The sequence below is a fragment of the Moritella sp. JT01 genome (assembly GCF_001574435.1).
GTDB lineage: Bacteria > Pseudomonadota > Gammaproteobacteria > Enterobacterales > Moritellaceae > Moritella.
In genome coordinates, this window is record NZ_LOCN01000007.1 from 225,186 (window position 1) to 243,811 (window position 18,626).

The following is an 18,626-nucleotide window of genomic DNA, read 5'->3' on the forward strand; positions in this document are numbered from 1 at the left end:
AAATGTCTGAGCAAGTATTGTTACCTGCTCATTGTTTGGGTAGAACCTGTATTTATACGTAATAAGTTTCAATTTTCAGCACCTTATATAACTGTATCCATATACAGTACCAAGTTCTAAACGTAGACTCTATGTGCAAATATGTCAATATTAATAACAACACAGAGTGCTTATTGCTACGTAATAATGACTTACATCACCGCCCTAAAGGACAGTGTTTTTCGTCAAAGGTGATAAAAAAACAATTGCACTAAAAATCGAGAAAGTAGCTGCAACATTAAAAATAGCGGACTATCTAGATCGTAAGCCAGCTAAGTTATCAGGTGGTCAACGCCAACGTGTTGCTATGGGTCGCGCAATTGTACGCGATCCCCAATTGTTCTTATTTGATGAGCCTTTATCTAACTTAGATGCATCATTACGTGCGCACATGCGTTTAGAAATTAAGAAGCTACAACGAGAATTAGCCGTAACCAGTGTTTATGTCACACATGACCAAGTTGAAGCAATGACGCTAGCAGACCGCATCATAGTATTGAATCAAGGTGTGATTGAACAAGTTGGTACGCCTGCCGAAGTCTACCACCAGCCAGCAAGTACCTTTGTCGCGAGTTTTATTGGCAGTCCCGCGATGAATTTTCATCAGGCTGAAATTATCGATAGCGTCGTAAAATTTGAACATCAAAGTATATTCTTATCCGAATACGCTCATTTGCCAGCGCAAACAATCCAGTTAGGCATTAGACCCGAACATGCTTTGTTAGCGCCTTCAAACACGGGGTTAAATTTTTCACTTACAGTCCAAGCGGTTGAACCATTAGGACCGAATCAACTCGTACATGGCTTAGTCAATGATAAAATATTTACGGCTTTAACGCCCGAGCAACACTTCTCAAGCAAAGAAATATTAACCCTGAATGTTGCAAAACAGCACTTACACCTCTTTAGCAAAGACGGGAAACGATTATTATCGGCGGATGAAAATACAGGCACATTAGCGAAAGCAAGTTGAATGCTCGTTAATTAAACCTGTAATAACAAAAAAGGCACACTTCAACCAAACGTTAAAGTGTGCCTTTCTATTTTAATGTTTTTACTTACTGAATTATTACAATATCCAGTAATCTCAGCCTTACAAGCTAATAAATATACCCGCTAATGCAGCACTCATTAAGTTAGCGAGTGTTGCTGCTAGTACCGCTTTAAAACCTAAGTTTGCAACATCTGAACGACGCTCTGGCGCCATCACACCGATAGAACCGATTTGAATTGCGATAGAACCAATGTTAGCAAAACCACACAATGCAAACGTAATAATAACTTGGCTGTGCTCAGAAATAGTCTCTTTAACGGCAGCGAAGTCCATGAAAGCAACAAATTCATTTAGAATCACTTTTTGACCAATGAATGAACCAGCAATAAGCATTTCATGTTCAGGTACACCAATCATAAAGGCGAGTGGAGCAAAGATATAACCCAGTACACTTTGTAATGTTAAGTTTTCAATGCTTACCCAGTTACCCACCATTTCTAAACCAGCATTGGCCATTGCAATTACACTCACAAATGCAATTAACATAGTACCGATTGCCACAGCAACCTTCATACCATTCATCGCACCCGCAGCTAATGCATCAATCGCGTTACTGTGTTCGCTTTTTTCCATTACAACATCAGCGTCTTCCGTTACAGTTTCTTGCTCTGGCACTAATAATTTAGCCATCAATAAACTGCCCGGTGCCGCCATGAAGCTTGCTGCGATCAGGTATTTAAGTTCAACACCTAAACCTGCATAACCACCCAGTACACTACCCGCAACCGATGCCATACCACCCGTCATTACAGCGAATAATTCTGAACGTGTCATTGTTGGTAAAAACGGTTTTACCAGTAATGGCGACTCACCTTGAGAAAGGAAAATATTACCTGTTGCTGCTAATGATTCAACACGACTTGTACCAAGAAATTTCTGGATACCACCGCCAATCACTTTAATTACCCACTGCATTACACCAATGTAATAAAGCAATGAAATAAGCGAACTAATAAAAATAACTAAAGGTAATACACGGATCGCAAAGATAAAACCTTCCGTCGCTAAATCACCAAATAGGAATTGGATACCTACATCAGCAAAACCAAGGACACTCGCCACACCACTGCTCATTGCGCCAAGCATTGACTGACCAATAGAAGAGTAAAGTACAAGTGCAGCAAAACTAGCTTGTAGAAACAATGCACCACCCACGGTACGCCATTTGATCGCTTTGCGATTTTCAGAAAGTGCACATGCACATAAAATAAGTACTACTATACCGACTAAGCTAATTAACAACTGCATAATTTCATTCTGCTCATAAAAATAGATGTATAAAAAATGAAGGTGTTATACCGATTGTAATAAAATTTAGATGGCAGTAAACGCAGGAAAAATTAACACCCAGTGGGATTAACTTAGACCTGATTAATGATCAGTATTTTATTGCAATGGGTATTACGTGCATTGGTATATGAGGTGAGGAAAAACAGTATTTTAGAAGAAAAATAATCTAGTCAGTCCGCCCAATAACAACATACGAGTCACCTTGATCGCAAGCTACAGTCACGCTGGTCCAAATTCCTTGGGTCGCTCACATTTCCTTGATGACGGCTTGTAACTAAGGTGGCTAAACTCGTTGGTTCTGGCCGGAACGGAATTATATAGAGATCTAAGTCACATTAACAACCTTATTTAACATTAATTACAAAACACAAATTAGTGCTTAAAATTTAAACTAAACACGTAGATATTAAACTTTAATGACATCCACCGATCAGTATACAAATTGGCAACCCCACTCGTTAACTACCATACTCAAATTAATGAAAGACAAGATTAATTACCGAGAACCTTAATGACCGTGAGTGGACATAATCCTTCACTTAATCATCTAAATAGGGGCACAAATGGCCAACTCCTACACATCACTCAACTTTGCCCTTGGCGAAACCATCGAACTGCTGCGTGACAGCGTGACAGCGTTTGCAAATGATGAAATCGCCCCACGCGCAGCACAAATAGATCAAGATAATCTGTTTCCAGCAGATATGTGGCAAAAGTTTGGTGATATGGGATTATTGGGTATCACCATCAGCGAAGAATATGGTGGTGTAGATATGAGCTACCTTGCTCATGTCATCGCGATGCAGGAAATTAGCCGTGCATCTGCATCAGTAGGATTAAGCTATGGCGCACATTCTAATCTTTGTGTTAATCAGATATTTCGGCATGGCAATGTCCAGCAAAAACAGAAGTACCTGCCCAAACTCATTAGCGGAGAACACGTAGGCGCATTAGCCATGACCGAACCCAATGCGGGTTCTGATGTTGTTTCAATGAAATTAAGTGCGGTATTGGAAGGTGACAACTACATACTAAACGGCAACAAAATGTGGATCACCAACGGACCCGAAGCCAGTACTTATATCGTTTACGCAAAAACAGCACCCGAATTAAACAGCCATGGTATTACTGCTTTTATTGTTGAGCGCAGTTTTGATGGGTTTAGCCAAGCGCAAAAGCTGGACAAATTAGGCATGCGTGGTTCCAATACCTGTGAACTTGTGTTTCAACATTGCCGTGTACCCAAAGACAATATCCTGGGCGAACTCAATCAAGGCGTACACGTATTAATGAGTGGCCTTGATTACGAACGCCTTGTGCTAACTGGCGGACCACTCGGGATCATGGATGCTTGCATGGATCTAGTCGTCCCTTATATCCACCAGCGTAAACAGTTCGGTAAAGCCATTGGTGAATTCCAACTTGTGCAAGCCAAAATAGCCGATATGTATAGCCAAATGAACGCAGCTAAATGTTATACCTATACCGTTGCCCGCGCTTGTGACAACGGCGAAGCCAGCCGTAAAGACTGCGCTGGCGTGATCTTATATTGCGCCGAACTGGCCACAAAAATGGCACTCGATACGATTCAATTGTTAGGCGGAAATGGTTACAGCAACGAATACCCCGCAGGCCGTTTACTCCGTGATGCAAAGCTCTATGAAATTGGCGCTGGTACATCAGAAATGCGTCGTATATTGATTGGCCGAGAACTGTTTAATGAGTCAGGAGTCTAGAATACATGGCTAAAATAGGCACAACACTCAATATCAAACACCCTATTTTTGTGGCGAAACAACAAGCCATGCTCGATCTTGTAAAACAACTAGAAATTAACCTAGAACAAGTCAAAAAAGGCGGTGGTGAGATAGCACAACAGCGCCATTTAGCCCGAGGTAAAATGCTTGCCCGAGAGCGTATTGATGCTTTATTAGATCCCGGTTCGCCCTTATTAGAGCTGGGTCAATTTGCCGCTTGGCAGTATTATCACGAAGCGGTTCCCGCTGCGGGGGTGGTGGCTGGTATTGGGCGCGTTAATGGTATCGAATGTATGATCATTGCCAACGATGCCACCGTCAAAGGCGGCACTTATTATCCATTAACCGTTAAAAAGCACCTGCGCGCCCAAGAAATAGCAGAACGTTGCTGCCTACCTTGCATCTATTTAGTCGACTCTGGTGGTGCATTTTTACCCCAGCAAGATGAAGTTTTCCCCGACCGCGACCACTTTGGCCGTATCTTCTTTAACCAAGCGAATATGTCCGCCAAAGGCATTCCACAAATCGCATCGGTCATGGGGTTATGTACCGCAGGTGGCGCTTACGTTCCCGCAATGGCAGATGAATCTATCATTGTAAAACAGCAAGGTACAATTTTCCTTGCTGGCCCTCCATTAGTCAAAGCGGCAACGGGCGAAGAAGTCACAGCTGAAGAATTAGGGGGTGCCGATGTGCATTGTAAAATATCGGGGGTTGCCGACCATTATGCCCAAGACGATGCCCACGCATTACAGCTGGTACGCCAAGCTATCGCCAATATCAACCATGTAAAGCGCCCTAATTTAACCATTTACCCCAGTGCCCCACCGCTATACGATAGCCACGAACTGTACGGTATTGTTGGCACCGATTTAAAAAAACAATTCGATGTTAAAGAGGTCATTGCCCGTATTGTTGATAACTCCGAACTCGATGAGTTTAAAGCATGCTATGGCACAACTCTGGTGTGTGGTTTTTCCCGTATTCAGGGCTACCCTGTCGGCATCATCGCCAACAACGGTATCTTATTTTCTGAATCTGCCCAAAAAGGCGCGCATTTTATTCAACTTTGCTGCAAACGTAAGATCCCATTAGTGTTCCTGCAAAATATCACTGGGTTTATGGTCGGAAAAAAGTACGAAGCAGAAGGCATAGCAAAGCACGGCGCAAAAATGGTTGCCGCTGTAGCTTGCGCACAAGTGCCGAAATTTACCGTCATTATTGGCGGCAGTTATGGTGCCGGTAATTATGGCATGTGTGGCCGTGCTTACGACCCCACCTTGTTATGGATATGGCCGAATGCCAGAATTTCAGTGATGGGCGGTGAGCAAGCTGCAAGCGTACTCAGTCAAATCAAAAAAGACGGGTTAGCACGTAATAATAAAAGCATGACAGATGACGAGGAAGCTAAATTTAAAGCCCCTATTATTGAACAATATGAAACCCAGGGTGACCCTTATTATGCCAGCGCACGACTGTGGGATGACGGCATTATAGACCCTTTACAAACAAGGCAAGTACTCGGATTAGCGATATCCGCCGCACTAAATGCACCGATTAAAGATACCCAGTTTGGCATTTTTAGAATGTAGTTTTGTCTATCTCAATTTATATGCCCAAACTACTTCAATATGCATAATCACAAATCAAATATCACAGTTAGGATCATTGAATGACAAAGAATTCAGACCAACTCAATATCATCAATGCAGAGCACTTACATACGGCGATTGATAATCAGGGTGTTGCAACTATCACCCTCACTCGTACCAAGGTACGCAACGCATTTAGTGCCGACACAATCAATCACCTGCTTACCACCCTCGCGGTGTTAAAACATGATCCAGCTGTGAAAATATTGATATTACGCGCCCAAGGCGAACACTTTTCTGCTGGGGCAGATATAAAGTGGATGAAAGATATTGCCAAACTCGGCTATCAAGACAATCTATCCGATGCGGTACAATTAGCCAAGTTAATGGACAAGCTGAATCAATTCCCTAAACCAACCATAGCGCTAGTACAAGGCGCTTGCTTTGGTGGCGCAATCGGACTTGTCGCCTGTTGTGACATAGCCCTCGCGACAACCACCGCCAAATTTTGCTTCAGTGAAGTTAAAATTGGTCTTATCCCAGCGGTAATCAGCCCCTATGTTGTTACCGCGATTGGACCTCGGCAAGCACGACGATATTGTTTAACAGGTGAAGTATTTAGCGCAGAACAAGGACTAGAGTATGGTCTAATCCATCAAGTGGATGATGATTTAGACACACTGTCCACGCCCTTTATCAACGCTTTACTCAGCAATAGTCCCGCAGCAATGCAAGCAGCTAAAGCACTCATTAATGACATTACCAACCATGTTATCAACGACACATTAATTGCCGATACAAGCCAGCGTATTGCCGCAATTCGGGTATCAAACGAAGCTCAGGAAGGACTCGATGCATTTATGAATAAGCGTAAGCCCGACTGGAGCAAGGAATAACGTCTATGTCGCATCATTCGTTCGCGAATAAGCCAAAGCCATTTACCAAGATCCTCATCGCTAATCGCGGTGAAATAGCCTGCCGAATCATAAAAACAGCGCAGCGACTTGGTATTCAGTGTGTCGCCATTTATTCCGCTGCGGACACCAATGCACGCCACGTTAGCATGGCTGATGAAGCATTTTATTTAGGGCCTGCACCAGCGACAGAATCTTACCTTAATCGCGCGCGTATTTTAGAAATTGCAGCAGAGTCCGATGTTCAAGCCATTCACCCTGGTTATGGTTTCTTATCCGAAAACGCAGACTTTGCCCAAGCATGTTCGCTACAAGGGTTAATCTTCATTGGGCCAAGTGTGGATGCGATAACCACAATGGGCAGTAAAAGCGCGGCTAAAACCATTATGGCAAGCGCCCACGTACCTCTGATCCCGGGGTATCATGGGCATTGCCAAGATGAACTAACATTACGAAATAACGCACAAAAAATTGGCTATCCACAACTACTCAAAGCTGTCTATGGTGGGGGTGGTAAAGGCATGCGTATCATCCACCACGCCAGTGAGTTTACGCATGCTCTCGCCGCAACTAAACGAGAATCAATGGCCAGTTTTGGCAATGACGACATGCTAATAGAGCGCTATTTAACTAAGACTCGCCATGTCGAAATCCAGATTTTCAGTGATCATCATGGCAACTGCATTTATCTCTCTCAACGTGATTGCTCGATTCAACGCCGTCATCAAAAAATATTAGAAGAAGCCCCTGCCCCCGCATTACCACTCGCCACTCAAATTGCCATGGGGGAAGCTGCAGTTGCGGCCGCAAAAGCCATTAATTATCATGGGGCGGGTACGGTGGAATTCTTATATGATGAACAAGATCGGTTCTATTTCATGGAGATGAATACCCGTTTACAAGTTGAACATCCCATTACCGAAATGATAACAGGACTAGATTTAGTCGAATGGCAGTTGCATATTGCCAACGGTGCACCATTGCCCTTACACCAAAACCAAGTACACATTAATGGCCATGCGATTGAAGTACGTATTTACGCGGAAGATCCTGATAAGGATTTTATGCCCGCCAGTGGGAAGATTGAATTTTTGAGTCAACCAGTAGCATCCAAGCACGTGCGTATTGATACTGGTGTTGTCCAAGGCGATGAGATCAGCCCGTATTATGACCCCATGATCGCCAAATTAATTGTCTGGGATCATAACCGTGACCTTGCCCTGCAGCGACTACAAGCCGCATTGGCTGATTATAAAATTGCAGGCATTAAAACCAACATCGGTTTTTTAACTCAGTTAATACAAGTACCGGCACTGCAAGCAGCAAACCTCAATACTGACTTTATTGTCACCCATGCTAAGGTCTTAAAACCTAAAACAATTAATCTTAATTATGTCTTAATCTTGGCGGGACTCGCGTTACAGTTAAATCCAGAATCACAACACGTTACCGCGGATGCTATAACCAGTAATACCGTAATACATAATATAAACAATGATATACACTCCCCTTGGTCTCAAACAACGAACTGGCGTTTAAATCAACCCGCAATCAAAAAGTTTGCACTGACAACGACCAATAACGACAACCATCATTACACACTCACACTGACAACATTAACGCAGGGTTTTCAAGTCACAGTGAATAGCCGTGATCAACACACTCAAAACGAAAACCAGAAAAAAAATCAAGTGTGCTCAGATAGCCTTGTGAGTGGTCAGCTTAATCGCAATGAACTCACCGCGTGTATCAATGGTCATCAAATTAAAGCAACGATTGTTATATCGCCATTACACATCACTGTTTTTTATGCGGGTAGTAACACTGTGCTATTACGCCAATCTCTAATCCAATCCACAGTGCAAAACAAGGCCTTACGATCTAGTATTGAAGATGAACTCGAAACAAAGATAACCGCACCAATGAATGGCGTTATTGTCAGTGTACTTTGCCAACCCGACCAAATCGTCGAGGCGGGTGAACCTTTAGTCGTGATGGAAGCGATGAAGATGGAGTGCAATATCAATGCACCCGTAGCTGGCACAGTAACAACCGTGTTTTATCAAGATGGCGACATGGTCAAAGATGGTGCTCAATTAATACAATTAACTCCATCCCTGACACTTGATAACAAGGAACACGCGTAATGACGTCGCGACTCACTGATAACCTGAATCAGCGCTCTAACCAAGCGTATCTACTGCCCGAAGCAGTTAAAATTGTCGAAGTAGGTCCGCGGGACGGGCTACAAAATGAAATAGAAATAAGCCTAAATGATAAGATATCGCTGGTGAATATTCTTAGCCATACCGGTTTGACCATGATCGAATCAGGTAGCTTCGTCTCTCCAAAATGGGTGCCTCAGATGGCAAATAGTGGCGAGCTATTTAAACGTATAAAGCGCACTAAGGGTGTTACTTATTCTGCGTTAACGCCCAATTTGATTGGTTTAAATGCTGCTATCGCTGCGAATGTCGATGAAGTGGCAATATTTGGTTCTGCGTCTGAAAGCTTTAGCCGCAAGAATATTAACTGCTCTATTAACGAATCGCTGCGTCAATTTGAGCCAGTCGTAAAACAAGCGCTAGCGACAGGCTTACCCGTACGTGGTTACATATCTTGCACACTTGGCTGCCCCTATGAAGGCTACATAAGCGTTAACAAAGTCGCAAAAATCGCTCAACAGTTACACGACATGGGTTGTTATCAAATTAGCCTTGGGGATACTGTTGGTGTTGGCACACCCGAAGCGGTAAAAACGATGATCAACGCCGTCGAACAGCACGTCCCCATCAGTAAATTAGCTGTACATTTCCATGATACTTACGGCCAAGCGTTAGCCAATATTTATGCCGCATTACAGTTAGGCATTCGTGTTATCGACAGTGCAGTGGCAGGTTTAGGTGGTTGCCCTTATGCGCGAGGCGCGTCAGGTAATGTCGCCACCGAAGATGTGGTTTATATGCTCAATGGCTTAGGGATTGAATCGGGTGTAGATCTCAATGAATTAATTACTGCGGGTAACTTTATTTGCCAACGTTTAAATCGTCCCAATGGCTCTAAAGTCGCCTTAGCCTACCCAACCGCGCAAGCGCGATTTCAATCATTAATATGAGGTTGTAATGACAGTAGAGTCCGCAGTACCAATCTGGACACCGAGCCAAGCGCGCATTGATGGTAGTAACATTAACCATTATTTGCAATTTTTGCGTGATGAATACAGCCTTACTTTTGCACACTATCAGCAATTACATCAGTGGAGCATTAATAATACGGCTATATTTTGGGGCTCATTAGTTACTTTTTTTAAATTCAAAGGTAACTTTAACCTTGATCGTATCTTTGTTTACGATGACTGCTTTTACCGCTGCCAATGGTTTCCAGATTCAACATTAAACTTTGCAGAGAACCTGCTATTCCCAAATAATATTTCAGCCTGTAAAAACGAAAAATATAACGAAGACAAGTTAGCCATAATCAGCCACGGTGAAGATGGTCGACGCACCCAACTTAGCTATAAACAACTACGAAATGAAGTCACTCGTATCGCCGCCGCTATGCGTGAATTAGGGATTGTAAAAGGCGATCGTGTTGCTGGTTTATTACCCAACAGCAGCGAAGCGATTATTGCAATGTTAGCCACAACCAGTATTGGCGCGATCTGGTCATCTTGCTCGCCTGATTTTGGTTTCCAAGGCGTAATGGACCGATTTAATCAGATCCAGCCCAAATTATTATTCGCGTGTAACGGTTATTGTTATGCCGGAAAGCAAATTAATATCATGGATAAAGTGTCAGCCATTGCCAACGCCTTGCCCGAGTTAAATGAACTCGTCATCGTATCTTATTTAAAAACAACACCGGCACCAACACAAAACGCGTATTCAAACAAACTTGATGCACCTATCCGTGATAAGTCCGCACAATGTGACTGGCGGTATTTTAGTGCCGTAATTCCACGTTCTTTAACATTCGAACCGGTTAGTTTTTCAGACCCGCTGTATATTTTATATTCTTCAGGCACGACAGGCATGCCAAAATGTATTGTACACAGTGTCGGCGGCACATTGCTGCAGCATGTAAAAGAACTCGCCTTACATACCGATGTTAAGGTAGATGACCGCATTTTTTATTACACAACATGTGGCTGGATGATGTGGAATTGGTTGGTGAGCAGTTTATCTCAGGGCGCAACCTTGGTGTTATTTGACGGCTCACCATTTTACCCACATCAGCAAATACTTTTTGAACTGGCTGACACAGAAAAAGTATCTATTTTTGGTGCCAGCGCCAAGTATTATTCAGCCTGTGATAAAGCCTTATTACGGCCAGCGCAAGACTATAACCTCAGTCATTTAAAAACCTTGTTATCAACTGGTTCCCCCTTGTCACACGAAAGTTTTGATTATATTTATCAATATATTAAACAGGATATTTGTGTTTCAAGTATCAGTGGTGGCACCGATATTATTTCTTGCTTCACACTGGGCATGCCAACCTTGCCTGTGTATCGCGGTGAACTGCAGTGCTTAGGGTTAGGCATGGACGTGACCTTTATGCATAATGAAGGGTCAAAACACAGTATTGAAGGCAAAGGGGAACTGGTTTGTCGCCAGCCCTTCCCTTCAATGCCTACGGGTTTTTGGCAAGACCCTTATGATCTTAAATATCATAACGCTTACTTTACCCGCTTTGATAACATCTGGGCACAGGGTGATTATGGCGAATTGGTGAAACATCACATCGGTACTTTGCATACCGAAAATGACATACCGCAAGATATACATATTAACCAAGTCGGTGTGATCATCCATGGGCGATCCGATGCGGTATTAAATCCTGGAGGTGTGCGTATTGGCACCGCCGAAATATATCGACAAGTAGAAAAGCTAGCGGCGATACAAGAGTCAATTGCAATTGGTCAACAATGGCATGATGACGTGCGCGTGATCTTGTTTGTGCGGTTATCAGAAAATATCGAGTTAGATACGCGATTAACCATGCAAATAAAAAATATCATTCGAACCAATACCACTCCAAGACATGTCCCAGCTAAAATTATCGCGGTAGCAGATATTCCCAAAACCATCAGTGGTAAGATTGTCGAACTGGCCGTGCGTAATGTCATACACGGTATTGCAGTGACGAATAAAGATGCCCTCGCCAATCCTGAAGCATTAAGCTTGTTTGCTGATTTGCCCGAATTACAACACGAATAGGGTACAAACTAATGTACCCTATATACTACATACGATTCCCTATCAATTAATGCTGGGCCTAGTTTTGATATTTACTCACATCAATGCCGAGTAATTTAGCAATGCCATGGCCATAATCAGGGTCGGCTTTAAAACAATGTCTTAAATGTCTGATTTGAATCTCTTCTGGTACCCCCCCTAAGTTACGCGCCGTATTATCAAACAAAATAGCTTGTTTCTCTGGCGTCATAAGTCGGAACAAATCACCAGGTTGACTGAAGTAATCATCATCTTCGCGATGATCCCAGTGCGCTGCGGCACCATCTAAGCTTAACGGTGGCTCAGAGAAGTCAGGTTGTTCGGCCCATTCCCCTTGATCGTTTGGCTCATAACCCAGCGTACCGCCATAGTTACCATCAACACGCATAGCACCATCTCGGTGATAACTGTGCACAGGGCAGCGCGGCGCATTAACCGGAATACTATGGTGATTAACCCCTAAACGATAACGTTGTGCATCACCATACGAGAACAGACGGCCTTGCAACATTTTATCTGGTGAAAAACTGATACCCGGTACTACGCTTGCTGGATTAAAAGCGGATTGCTCTACTTCAGCAAAAAAGTTTTCAGGATTACGGTTTAGCTCGAACTCACCCACTTCAATCAGTGGATAGTCACTATGTGGCCAGATTTTAGTCAGATCAAACGGGTTATAAGGCACTTTAGATGCGTCGTCTTCTGGCATGATTTGCACTTGCAGCGTCCACTTAGGGAAGTCGCGATTATCAATGCTTTCTAACAAATCACGGTGATGACTTTCTCGGTCTTTACCGATCAATATTTCTGATTCTGCATCCGATAAGTTTTTAATACCCTGCTGTGATTTGAAATGGAATTTAACCCAGAAACGTTCATTATCACTGTTTATAAAGCTATAGGTGTGACTACCAAATCCGTGCATATGTCGATACGTTGCCGGAATACCACGATCACTCATTACTATTGTGATTTGATGCAACGCTTCAGGCAATGATGTCCAGAAATCCCAGTTGTTTTTTGCACTGCGCATATTCGTTCTAGGGTCGCGTTTTACCGCATGATTCAGATCTGGAAATTTAAGCGGATCACGCAAGAAGAATACTGGCGTATTGTTACCAACAAGATCCCAGTTACCTTCTTCTGTATAGAACTTCATTGCAAAACCACGAATATCACGCTCGGCATCGGCGGCTCCACGCTCACCTGCAACCGTAGTAAACCGGGTAAACATCTCTGTTTTTTTACCAATTGCCGAGAAAATCTTCGCTTTGGTAAATCGAGTAATATCATGCGTAACGGTAAACGTACCATAAGCACCAGAGCCTTTGGCATGCATACGACGTTCAGGGATCACTTCTCGATCAAAGTGTGCGAGTTTTTCCAGAAACCACACATCTTGTAGCAGTTGAGGGCCTCTTTTACCCGCGGTTTGGACGTTCTGATTATGCGCAACAGGGCAACCTGCAGCAGTCGTTAATTTCTTACTCATCACTAATTCCTTCTATATGTTATTTATTATTTATTATTTTTATTGCTTGTAACGCTTTCATTAAACACTATTTTCGATGTGTTCCTGCCCGGCTTGCTTACCCATCAAGTAACCTTTATTTAGGGTGTTTTTATTCATTGTTAACCGTTTAACGGCAAACTGTTCAGGTGGCGCAATGACTCGAATTTTCAAGTCATTCGGTGGATTTTTTATAAACTCGAGAGATTCGTTATAATTGTTCGCTCTTACCATCATGGATTTTGCGATATTAGGGTGTTGAGAGAATAATGTTTTAACAAACCATGGATACTTAATTGTTTGTTTTTTATAACTAAGCGGATGTGAAAGCACCACGGTAATATCACGCGCACCCAGCCGATATGCTTTGCGTACAGGGATCGAATCGGCAACGCCTCCATCAGTATAGCAGCCGCCTGAAAAGCAAGGTGTTTCACGATAAGCAATCGGTAACGCCGTGGTTGCTTCAAGCACATTAGATAATGTGTCTGGCTTAATGCGATGGTAATCAGCATGACCAGTATCAATATTCGTTACTGCGGCATACATCGGAATATTGGTAAATAACTTTTCCCGATCAATCGGATAACGCTCGATCGATACTTCCCATAACCATTTAACATCAATAAGGTTACCGCCTTTCGCAAATCGAATAGGGTTAAAAAAGGCCTTATCCATAAAAGCGTCTAATACACCACTAGCAAAAATACCGCGCATACCTCCACCTTCTACAATTAATGCTCTTTTTTGCATTGGCTCACTCCTGCTTAAATCAATACATTAAGAATATAATCATTTTAAGATAAACAAAAAACGATTAAATCTAACATTTCGATAGGTTAAAACTATTAATATTAATATTAATTTTATTAAATTCGCATTAATTTGGTGCAGCAGATATGAAGCATTGCTGTATGATAGTGAAATGAAATATACCAATGTATAAATACTTTTACAAATCAAATGTTTAACTTTTGGCTCGTTTTTTGATATAAATAAGATATACAGACCCGTAACGACTTGAATAAAAACAATTAGGGAATGATTTAAATGCAAGATACATTAACGGTAGTCCTCGCAGGTGGAATGGGGGCTCGCCTTGCTCCGCTCACCGATAACAGAGCAAAACCCGCTGTGCCTTTCGGTGGTAAATATCGAATCATCGACTTTACTTTAACCAATTGCCTTCACTCTGGTCTAAGACGAATTCTGGTATTGACCCAATATAAGTCCCATTCATTACAGAAACATTTACGTGATGGTTGGTCTATCTTCAACCCAGAGCTGGGTGAATACATTACGGTCGTCCCGCCGCAAATGCGTAAAGGCGACAAGTGGTATAGCGGCACAGCAGATGCTATTTATCAAAACTTATGGTTGTTATCACGTAGCGAAGCTAAGTATGTCGTTGTTCTATCTGGCGATCATATCTACCGAATGGATTATGCACCCATGTTGCAACGCCATAAGGAAATAGGCGCAGATTTAAGCATCGCTTGTATGGAAGTACCCGTTGCCGAAGCGACAAAATTCGGTGTGATGGCGATCGACGAAAATCGAAAAGTTATCGAGTTTTCAGAAAAGCCTGAGCATCCAGCGTCACTACCCGATGACCCTGAAAAGAGCTTGGCGTCAATGGGCATCTATATTTTCACTACTGATGCGTTAATTGATGCCTTAGAAAAAGACGCAGACAATCCCAATTCTAACCATGATTTTGGTAACGATATTATCCCGGGATTGATTGATAGAGAAAAAGTCTACGCGCACCAATTTGGCGGTTCGACAGGACGTGTTACCGAGGATGCTTACTGGCGTGATGTGGGCACCATCGATTCGTTATATCAAGCCAATATGGACTTGCTACAACCCGTTTCACCCATAAATTTGTACCAACGCGACTGGGGTATTAGAACCTACGAACCACAATTACCACCAGCAAGAACGACATCATCGGACACTGGCAATGAAGGGATATTTATCAATTCCCTTATTTCTAACGGTGTGCTTATCACTGGTGGTTCAGTACAAAATTCGGTTTTATCATCGAATGTACAAATCAACGACGGGGCGACTGTTTCAGCAAGTATCTTGTTTGATGATGTTGAAGTCGGCGAATACAGCCAGCTGCAGAATTGCATTATCGACAAACATGTAAAAATCCCACCAAGAACCAAAATAGGGGTCAACAAAGCAGAAGACGCCGCGCGATTCACCATTTCAGAACGCGGTATTGTTGTCGTACCTGAATCTTATAAATTCGAGTGATCGTATTACATAAGTAACAAAGGTTATTACTATTGACCACAACACTTGTTCATATTTAGCCAGCATTATTGTTCATCAAAATCTTAGCTATCGTTTATAAAAATGATAGCTAATTTTTCGCCTTCAACACAGCGGTTAACTCAGGCAATACCTCGAACAAGTCAGCAACTAAGCAATAGTCTGCCACATCAAAGATCGGGGCGTCTGGATCGTTATTGATGGCGACGATTACCTTGCTGCCTGTGATACCCGCTACATGTTGGATCGCACCAGATATACCCACGGCAATATACAGATCGGGTGCAACTATTTTACCTGTTTGCCCTATCTGTAAATCATTCGCCACAAACCCAGCATCGACCGCCGCACGACTAGCGCCTACCGCCGCATTAAGTTGCTCTGCGAGTGTGTAAAGCAGTTCAAAGTTATCGGCATTTTTCATCCCTCGCCCACCCGAAATAACAACCTTTGCCGTGGTTAATTCTGGTCGAGATGACTGCGTTAATTCCGCTTTAATAAACGCTGATTTTCCGCTATCTGCTTGTGCTGCTAATGCAACAACAGGTACTTGACTCTCTATTGCTAACAGCTCTGTAGTTAACGACCCTGCAGTAAATGACGCAGCTGTAAACGCACTACTACGCACAGTTAAAACCTTGATGGCATCGCTCGATTGCACCGTCGCAATGGCTTTACCCGCATAGATAGGTCGGTTAAAGGTATCTGCGGATTCAACACTGATAATATCGGAGATCTGCGCAACATCTAACAAGGCAGCCACTCTGGGCTGATAATCTTTACCTGTGGTTCCAGCAGACGTAATGATGTGACTATATTGCGTCTTATCAAACTCTTGATGTTCGTCGTTGCAGTGACCTTGCTCTTGCACTAACGAAACAATTAACGGCGCGATATTCTCAGCTAAGGGATATTGATGAATCTGATGATCGGCTACCAATATTTTACTCAAACCTGTTATGCCTTGTGCCATAGCAACAACAGGCTGACATTCATCGCCGATAATAAGCAAGTGCAATTCCGTATCACTGATATGCGTTGCTATCTCAGATGCAGCAGTCAATACACTGAGCGTCGCGGCTTGCAGTGTATGGTTGTCATGTTCTGCTACTATCAATATCGCCATTTAAATCACCTTCGCTTGCTGTTGCAATTTATCCACCAGTTCAGCGACATCAGCCACTTTAACCCCAGCTTGACGTACTGGGGGCGATTCAACTTTAAGCGTGGTCAGCCGCGGGGATAAACTAACCCCCAAAGAGTCAGGGGATGTCATCGTGATAACTTTCCGTTTCGCTTTCATGATATTAGGTAACGAGATATATCGGGGGATGTTTAAACGTAAATCGACAGTAATTACGGCAGGTAAACTCAAGGCTAATGTGACTAAACCACCATCAACTTCGCGGGTTACTTTGACTGTATTCGGGACGGTAAAGGCGATATCAGAAGCAAAGGTGCCTTGTGGCATATTGGTGAGTGCAGCTAACATTTGCCCTGTTTGATTATTGTCTGTATCAATCGCTTGTTTACCCAATAGTACTAAATCAGGCAACTCTTCTTGCACAATTTTGTGTAGTATTTTAGCCACATCAAGGGATTGTACTTCTTCATCGGTCCTAATCAGAATTGCGCGATCTGCACCCAAGGCTAATCCAGCCCGTAATTGCACATCCGCCTCTTTGGGTCCAATACACACCAAGACAACTTCGTCAGCCGAGCCCTGCTCTTTAAAACGTACCGCTTGTTCAATCGCGATTTCACAGAATGGATTTATCGCCATTTTTACATTTGCGGTTTCAATACCCGTTTCATCCGCTTTCACTCTGACGTTGACTTTATGATCGACAACCCGCTTCACCGCGACCAATATCTTCATAACTTCCCCACGACGTACTTATGTTTATTGAATCAACCTGTTTGTGTTTAATAAATCAAACAATTATGCATTAAGAATAGTGGTGTTATGGGGTATGGCAAATTGAGGGGAACGAGTAATAATAGATATCGCGTAACGACACCTATTATTAACTTAAGTAATCTTATTGACTGAATGCGAGGCGAACTTCTGGATCAGCAAACACCTTTTCAAAACGCTGCTTGTAGATTAGCTGCATTTCATTTGAGATCAAACTTCCATCAGGTATATCATTTTCACCTTTAAAATTTTTGACAATTTTTTTATTACCAAATTTATCAACAATAATTACATCCATGTCGTACCACGAATTATCAGTGAATGTATGAAAGTCATATTTCCATTCATGTAATACAAATAAAACGGACTTAAGATCATCTTTGGAAAGTGAATCAACTATATTTTCAACAGACATTGTAGGATCTGTTTTAACAACGTTCGCTTTAATCCCATTTTTATCAAAACCAGCCGATAAACGGTTAGTTAAATACACAGACATAGGCTCTTTAGTCGTAGTGTAATATGAATAAGGGATACCAAAACCACTACGAATAATACCTTCAAATGCAGGTTCTTTATCGCTGTCTACAACATAGGCTCGTTTGTCCAATACCGCAATTGATATCTCCGTTGGCTTTGATGCGATGTTTATTTCTGGCGCAGTTTCATTTGCTGTTAGCACTGTTGTACAACCCGAAAGAAGTAACGCTGATACTCCAATAAAAACCTTTTTATTTAACATTTTCTATCCTTGAATTTACATTTATAATCATAAAGTAGTATATTACATGTTAACTTTTTAGTAATGTTATTTTAATGTGAACAGCTTACTTTTCAAACAACCCTATGAATTATAAATATTTTATATTCATATCAGTAAATATACAGCCCTAAAGATGTTAAATAATTTATCATCTTATTCATTAGGTCTAACGCTATGCATTGATTACACTTTAAGCATCAAAAGTTAAAACACAGCAAGGGTTTAAATCATCGTTTATAATCTGTAAAGTACACAGCATATTATAA

General features: G+C 42.4%; 15 protein-coding genes. 8 read left to right on the forward strand and 7 right to left on the reverse strand.

The window, feature by feature from the left end; translation table 11 throughout:
- On the reverse strand, window positions 1-72 hold a 72-nt coding region (locus AKG98_RS22990; RefSeq protein ID WP_157534102.1), incomplete at its 3' end, for a helix-turn-helix domain-containing protein.
- A gap of 142 nt (window positions 73-214) precedes the next feature.
- Between AKG98_RS22990 and AKG98_RS07650 the strand changes: the two genes are divergently transcribed.
- A complete protein-coding gene (locus AKG98_RS07650) occupies window positions 215-1,012 on the forward strand; it encodes an ATP-binding cassette domain-containing protein (protein ID WP_304438674.1) in 798 nt (265 codons plus the stop codon).
- A gap of 120 nt (window positions 1,013-1,132) precedes the next feature.
- On the opposite strand, the gene AKG98_RS07655 is transcribed toward AKG98_RS07650, so the two are convergent.
- Window positions 1,133-2,341 carry a NupC/NupG family nucleoside CNT transporter gene (locus AKG98_RS07655; RefSeq protein ID WP_067043722.1) on the reverse strand — a complete coding sequence of 403 codons (1,209 nt, stop codon included), beginning with the start codon at window positions 2,339-2,341 and terminating at the stop codon, window positions 1,133-1,135.
- 605 nt (window positions 2,342-2,946) lie between these two features.
- Here AKG98_RS07655 and AKG98_RS07660 point away from each other — a divergent pair.
- The 6 genes from AKG98_RS07660 to AKG98_RS07685 all read left to right on the forward strand — a co-directional run bounded on the left by AKG98_RS07660 (window position 2,947) and on the right by AKG98_RS07685 (window position 11,865).
- Window positions 2,947-4,119, forward strand: coding sequence for an isovaleryl-CoA dehydrogenase (locus AKG98_RS07660; RefSeq protein ID WP_067043725.1), 1,173 nt, complete (start codon window positions 2,947-2,949; stop codon window positions 4,117-4,119).
- Window positions 4,120-4,124: 5 nt separating this feature from the next.
- Window positions 4,125-5,732, forward strand: coding sequence for a carboxyl transferase domain-containing protein (locus tag AKG98_RS07665; RefSeq protein WP_067043728.1), 1,608 nt, complete (start codon window positions 4,125-4,127; stop codon window positions 5,730-5,732).
- 80 nt (window positions 5,733-5,812) lie between these two features.
- Complete coding sequence (locus tag AKG98_RS07670) at window positions 5,813-6,628, forward strand: enoyl-CoA hydratase-related protein (protein ID WP_067043731.1); 816 nt, start codon at window positions 5,813-5,815, stop codon at window positions 6,626-6,628.
- Window positions 6,629-6,633: 5 nt separating this feature from the next.
- A complete protein-coding gene (locus tag AKG98_RS07675; protein WP_067043733.1) occupies window positions 6,634-8,793 on the forward strand; it encodes an acetyl/propionyl/methylcrotonyl-CoA carboxylase subunit alpha in 2,160 nt (719 codons plus the stop codon).
- On the forward strand, window positions 8,793-9,761 hold the full coding sequence (locus AKG98_RS07680) for a hydroxymethylglutaryl-CoA lyase (RefSeq protein WP_067043737.1): 969 nt from the start codon (window positions 8,793-8,795) through the stop codon (window positions 9,759-9,761). Before AKG98_RS07675 ends, AKG98_RS07680 begins: the two co-directional genes overlap by 1 nt.
- 7 nt (window positions 9,762-9,768) lie before the next feature.
- Window positions 9,769-11,865 (forward strand): acetoacetate--CoA ligase, encoded by a 2,097-nt coding sequence (locus AKG98_RS07685; protein WP_067043740.1) that lies wholly within the window; start codon window positions 9,769-9,771, stop codon window positions 11,863-11,865.
- A 58-nt stretch (window positions 11,866-11,923) separates the two neighbouring features.
- Here AKG98_RS07685 and AKG98_RS07690 read toward each other — a convergent pair whose 3' ends face one another.
- Together AKG98_RS07690 and AKG98_RS07695 are read right to left on the reverse strand one after the other, a co-directional pair.
- Window positions 11,924-13,375 (reverse strand): catalase, encoded by a 1,452-nt coding sequence (locus tag AKG98_RS07690; RefSeq protein WP_067043743.1) that lies wholly within the window; start codon window positions 13,373-13,375, stop codon window positions 11,924-11,926.
- Window positions 13,376-13,435: 60 nt separating this feature from the next.
- A complete protein-coding gene (locus AKG98_RS07695) occupies window positions 13,436-14,146 on the reverse strand; it encodes a patatin family protein (protein WP_067043746.1) in 711 nt (236 codons plus the stop codon).
- 297 nt (window positions 14,147-14,443) lie between these two features.
- Here AKG98_RS07695 and glgC point away from each other — a divergent pair, with 297 nt between their 5' ends.
- A complete protein-coding gene (glgC, locus tag AKG98_RS07700; protein ID WP_067043749.1) occupies window positions 14,444-15,661 on the forward strand; it encodes a glucose-1-phosphate adenylyltransferase in 1,218 nt (405 codons plus the stop codon).
- Window positions 15,662-15,770: 109 nt separating this feature from the next.
- Here the strand turns inward: glgC and AKG98_RS07705 are convergent, their stop codons facing one another.
- From AKG98_RS07705 to AKG98_RS07715, 3 genes are all read right to left on the reverse strand, one after another.
- Complete coding sequence (locus tag AKG98_RS07705; protein WP_067043752.1) at window positions 15,771-16,805, reverse strand: electron transfer flavoprotein subunit alpha/FixB family protein; 1,035 nt, start codon at window positions 16,803-16,805, stop codon at window positions 15,771-15,773.
- Complete coding sequence (locus AKG98_RS07710) at window positions 16,806-17,558, reverse strand: electron transfer flavoprotein subunit beta/FixA family protein (RefSeq protein ID WP_067043755.1); 753 nt, start codon at window positions 17,556-17,558, stop codon at window positions 16,806-16,808.
- 163 nt (window positions 17,559-17,721) lie between these two features.
- Complete coding sequence (locus tag AKG98_RS07715; protein WP_067043758.1) at window positions 17,722-18,339, reverse strand: hypothetical protein; 618 nt, start codon at window positions 18,337-18,339, stop codon at window positions 17,722-17,724.
- Between the last annotated feature and the right edge of the window lie 287 nt (window positions 18,340-18,626).

Bases quoted from the DNA above. Each gene is read 5' to 3' on its own strand.
- glgC (WP_067043749.1), top strand. From the start codon at position 14,444: ATGCAAGATACATTAACGGTAGTCCTCGCAGGTGGAATGGGGGCTCGC.
- AKG98_RS07690 (WP_067043743.1), bottom strand. From the start codon at position 13,375: ATGAGTAAGAAATTAACGACTGCTGCAGGTTGCCCTGTTGCGCATAAT.
- AKG98_RS07710 (WP_067043755.1), bottom strand. From the start codon at position 17,558: ATGAAGATATTGGTCGCGGTGAAGCGGGTTGTCGATCATAAAGTCAAC.
- AKG98_RS07655 (WP_067043722.1), bottom strand. From the start codon at position 2,341: ATGCAGTTGTTAATTAGCTTAGTCGGTATAGTAGTACTTATTTTATGT.
- AKG98_RS07680 (WP_067043737.1), top strand. From the start codon at position 8,793: ATGACGTCGCGACTCACTGATAACCTGAATCAGCGCTCTAACCAAGCG.
- AKG98_RS07685 (WP_067043740.1), top strand. From the start codon at position 9,769: ATGACAGTAGAGTCCGCAGTACCAATCTGGACACCGAGCCAAGCGCGC.
- AKG98_RS07695 (WP_067043746.1), bottom strand. From the start codon at position 14,146: ATGCAAAAAAGAGCATTAATTGTAGAAGGTGGAGGTATGCGCGGTATT.
- AKG98_RS07675 (WP_067043733.1), top strand. From the start codon at position 6,634: ATGTCGCATCATTCGTTCGCGAATAAGCCAAAGCCATTTACCAAGATC.
- AKG98_RS07660 (WP_067043725.1), top strand. From the start codon at position 2,947: ATGGCCAACTCCTACACATCACTCAACTTTGCCCTTGGCGAAACCATC.
- AKG98_RS07715 (WP_067043758.1), bottom strand. From the start codon at position 18,339: ATGTTAAATAAAAAGGTTTTTATTGGAGTATCAGCGTTACTTCTTTCG.
- AKG98_RS07665 (WP_067043728.1), top strand. From the start codon at position 4,125: ATGGCTAAAATAGGCACAACACTCAATATCAAACACCCTATTTTTGTG.
- AKG98_RS07670 (WP_067043731.1), top strand. From the start codon at position 5,813: ATGACAAAGAATTCAGACCAACTCAATATCATCAATGCAGAGCACTTA.
- AKG98_RS07705 (WP_067043752.1), bottom strand. From the start codon at position 16,805: ATGGCGATATTGATAGTAGCAGAACATGACAACCATACACTGCAAGCC.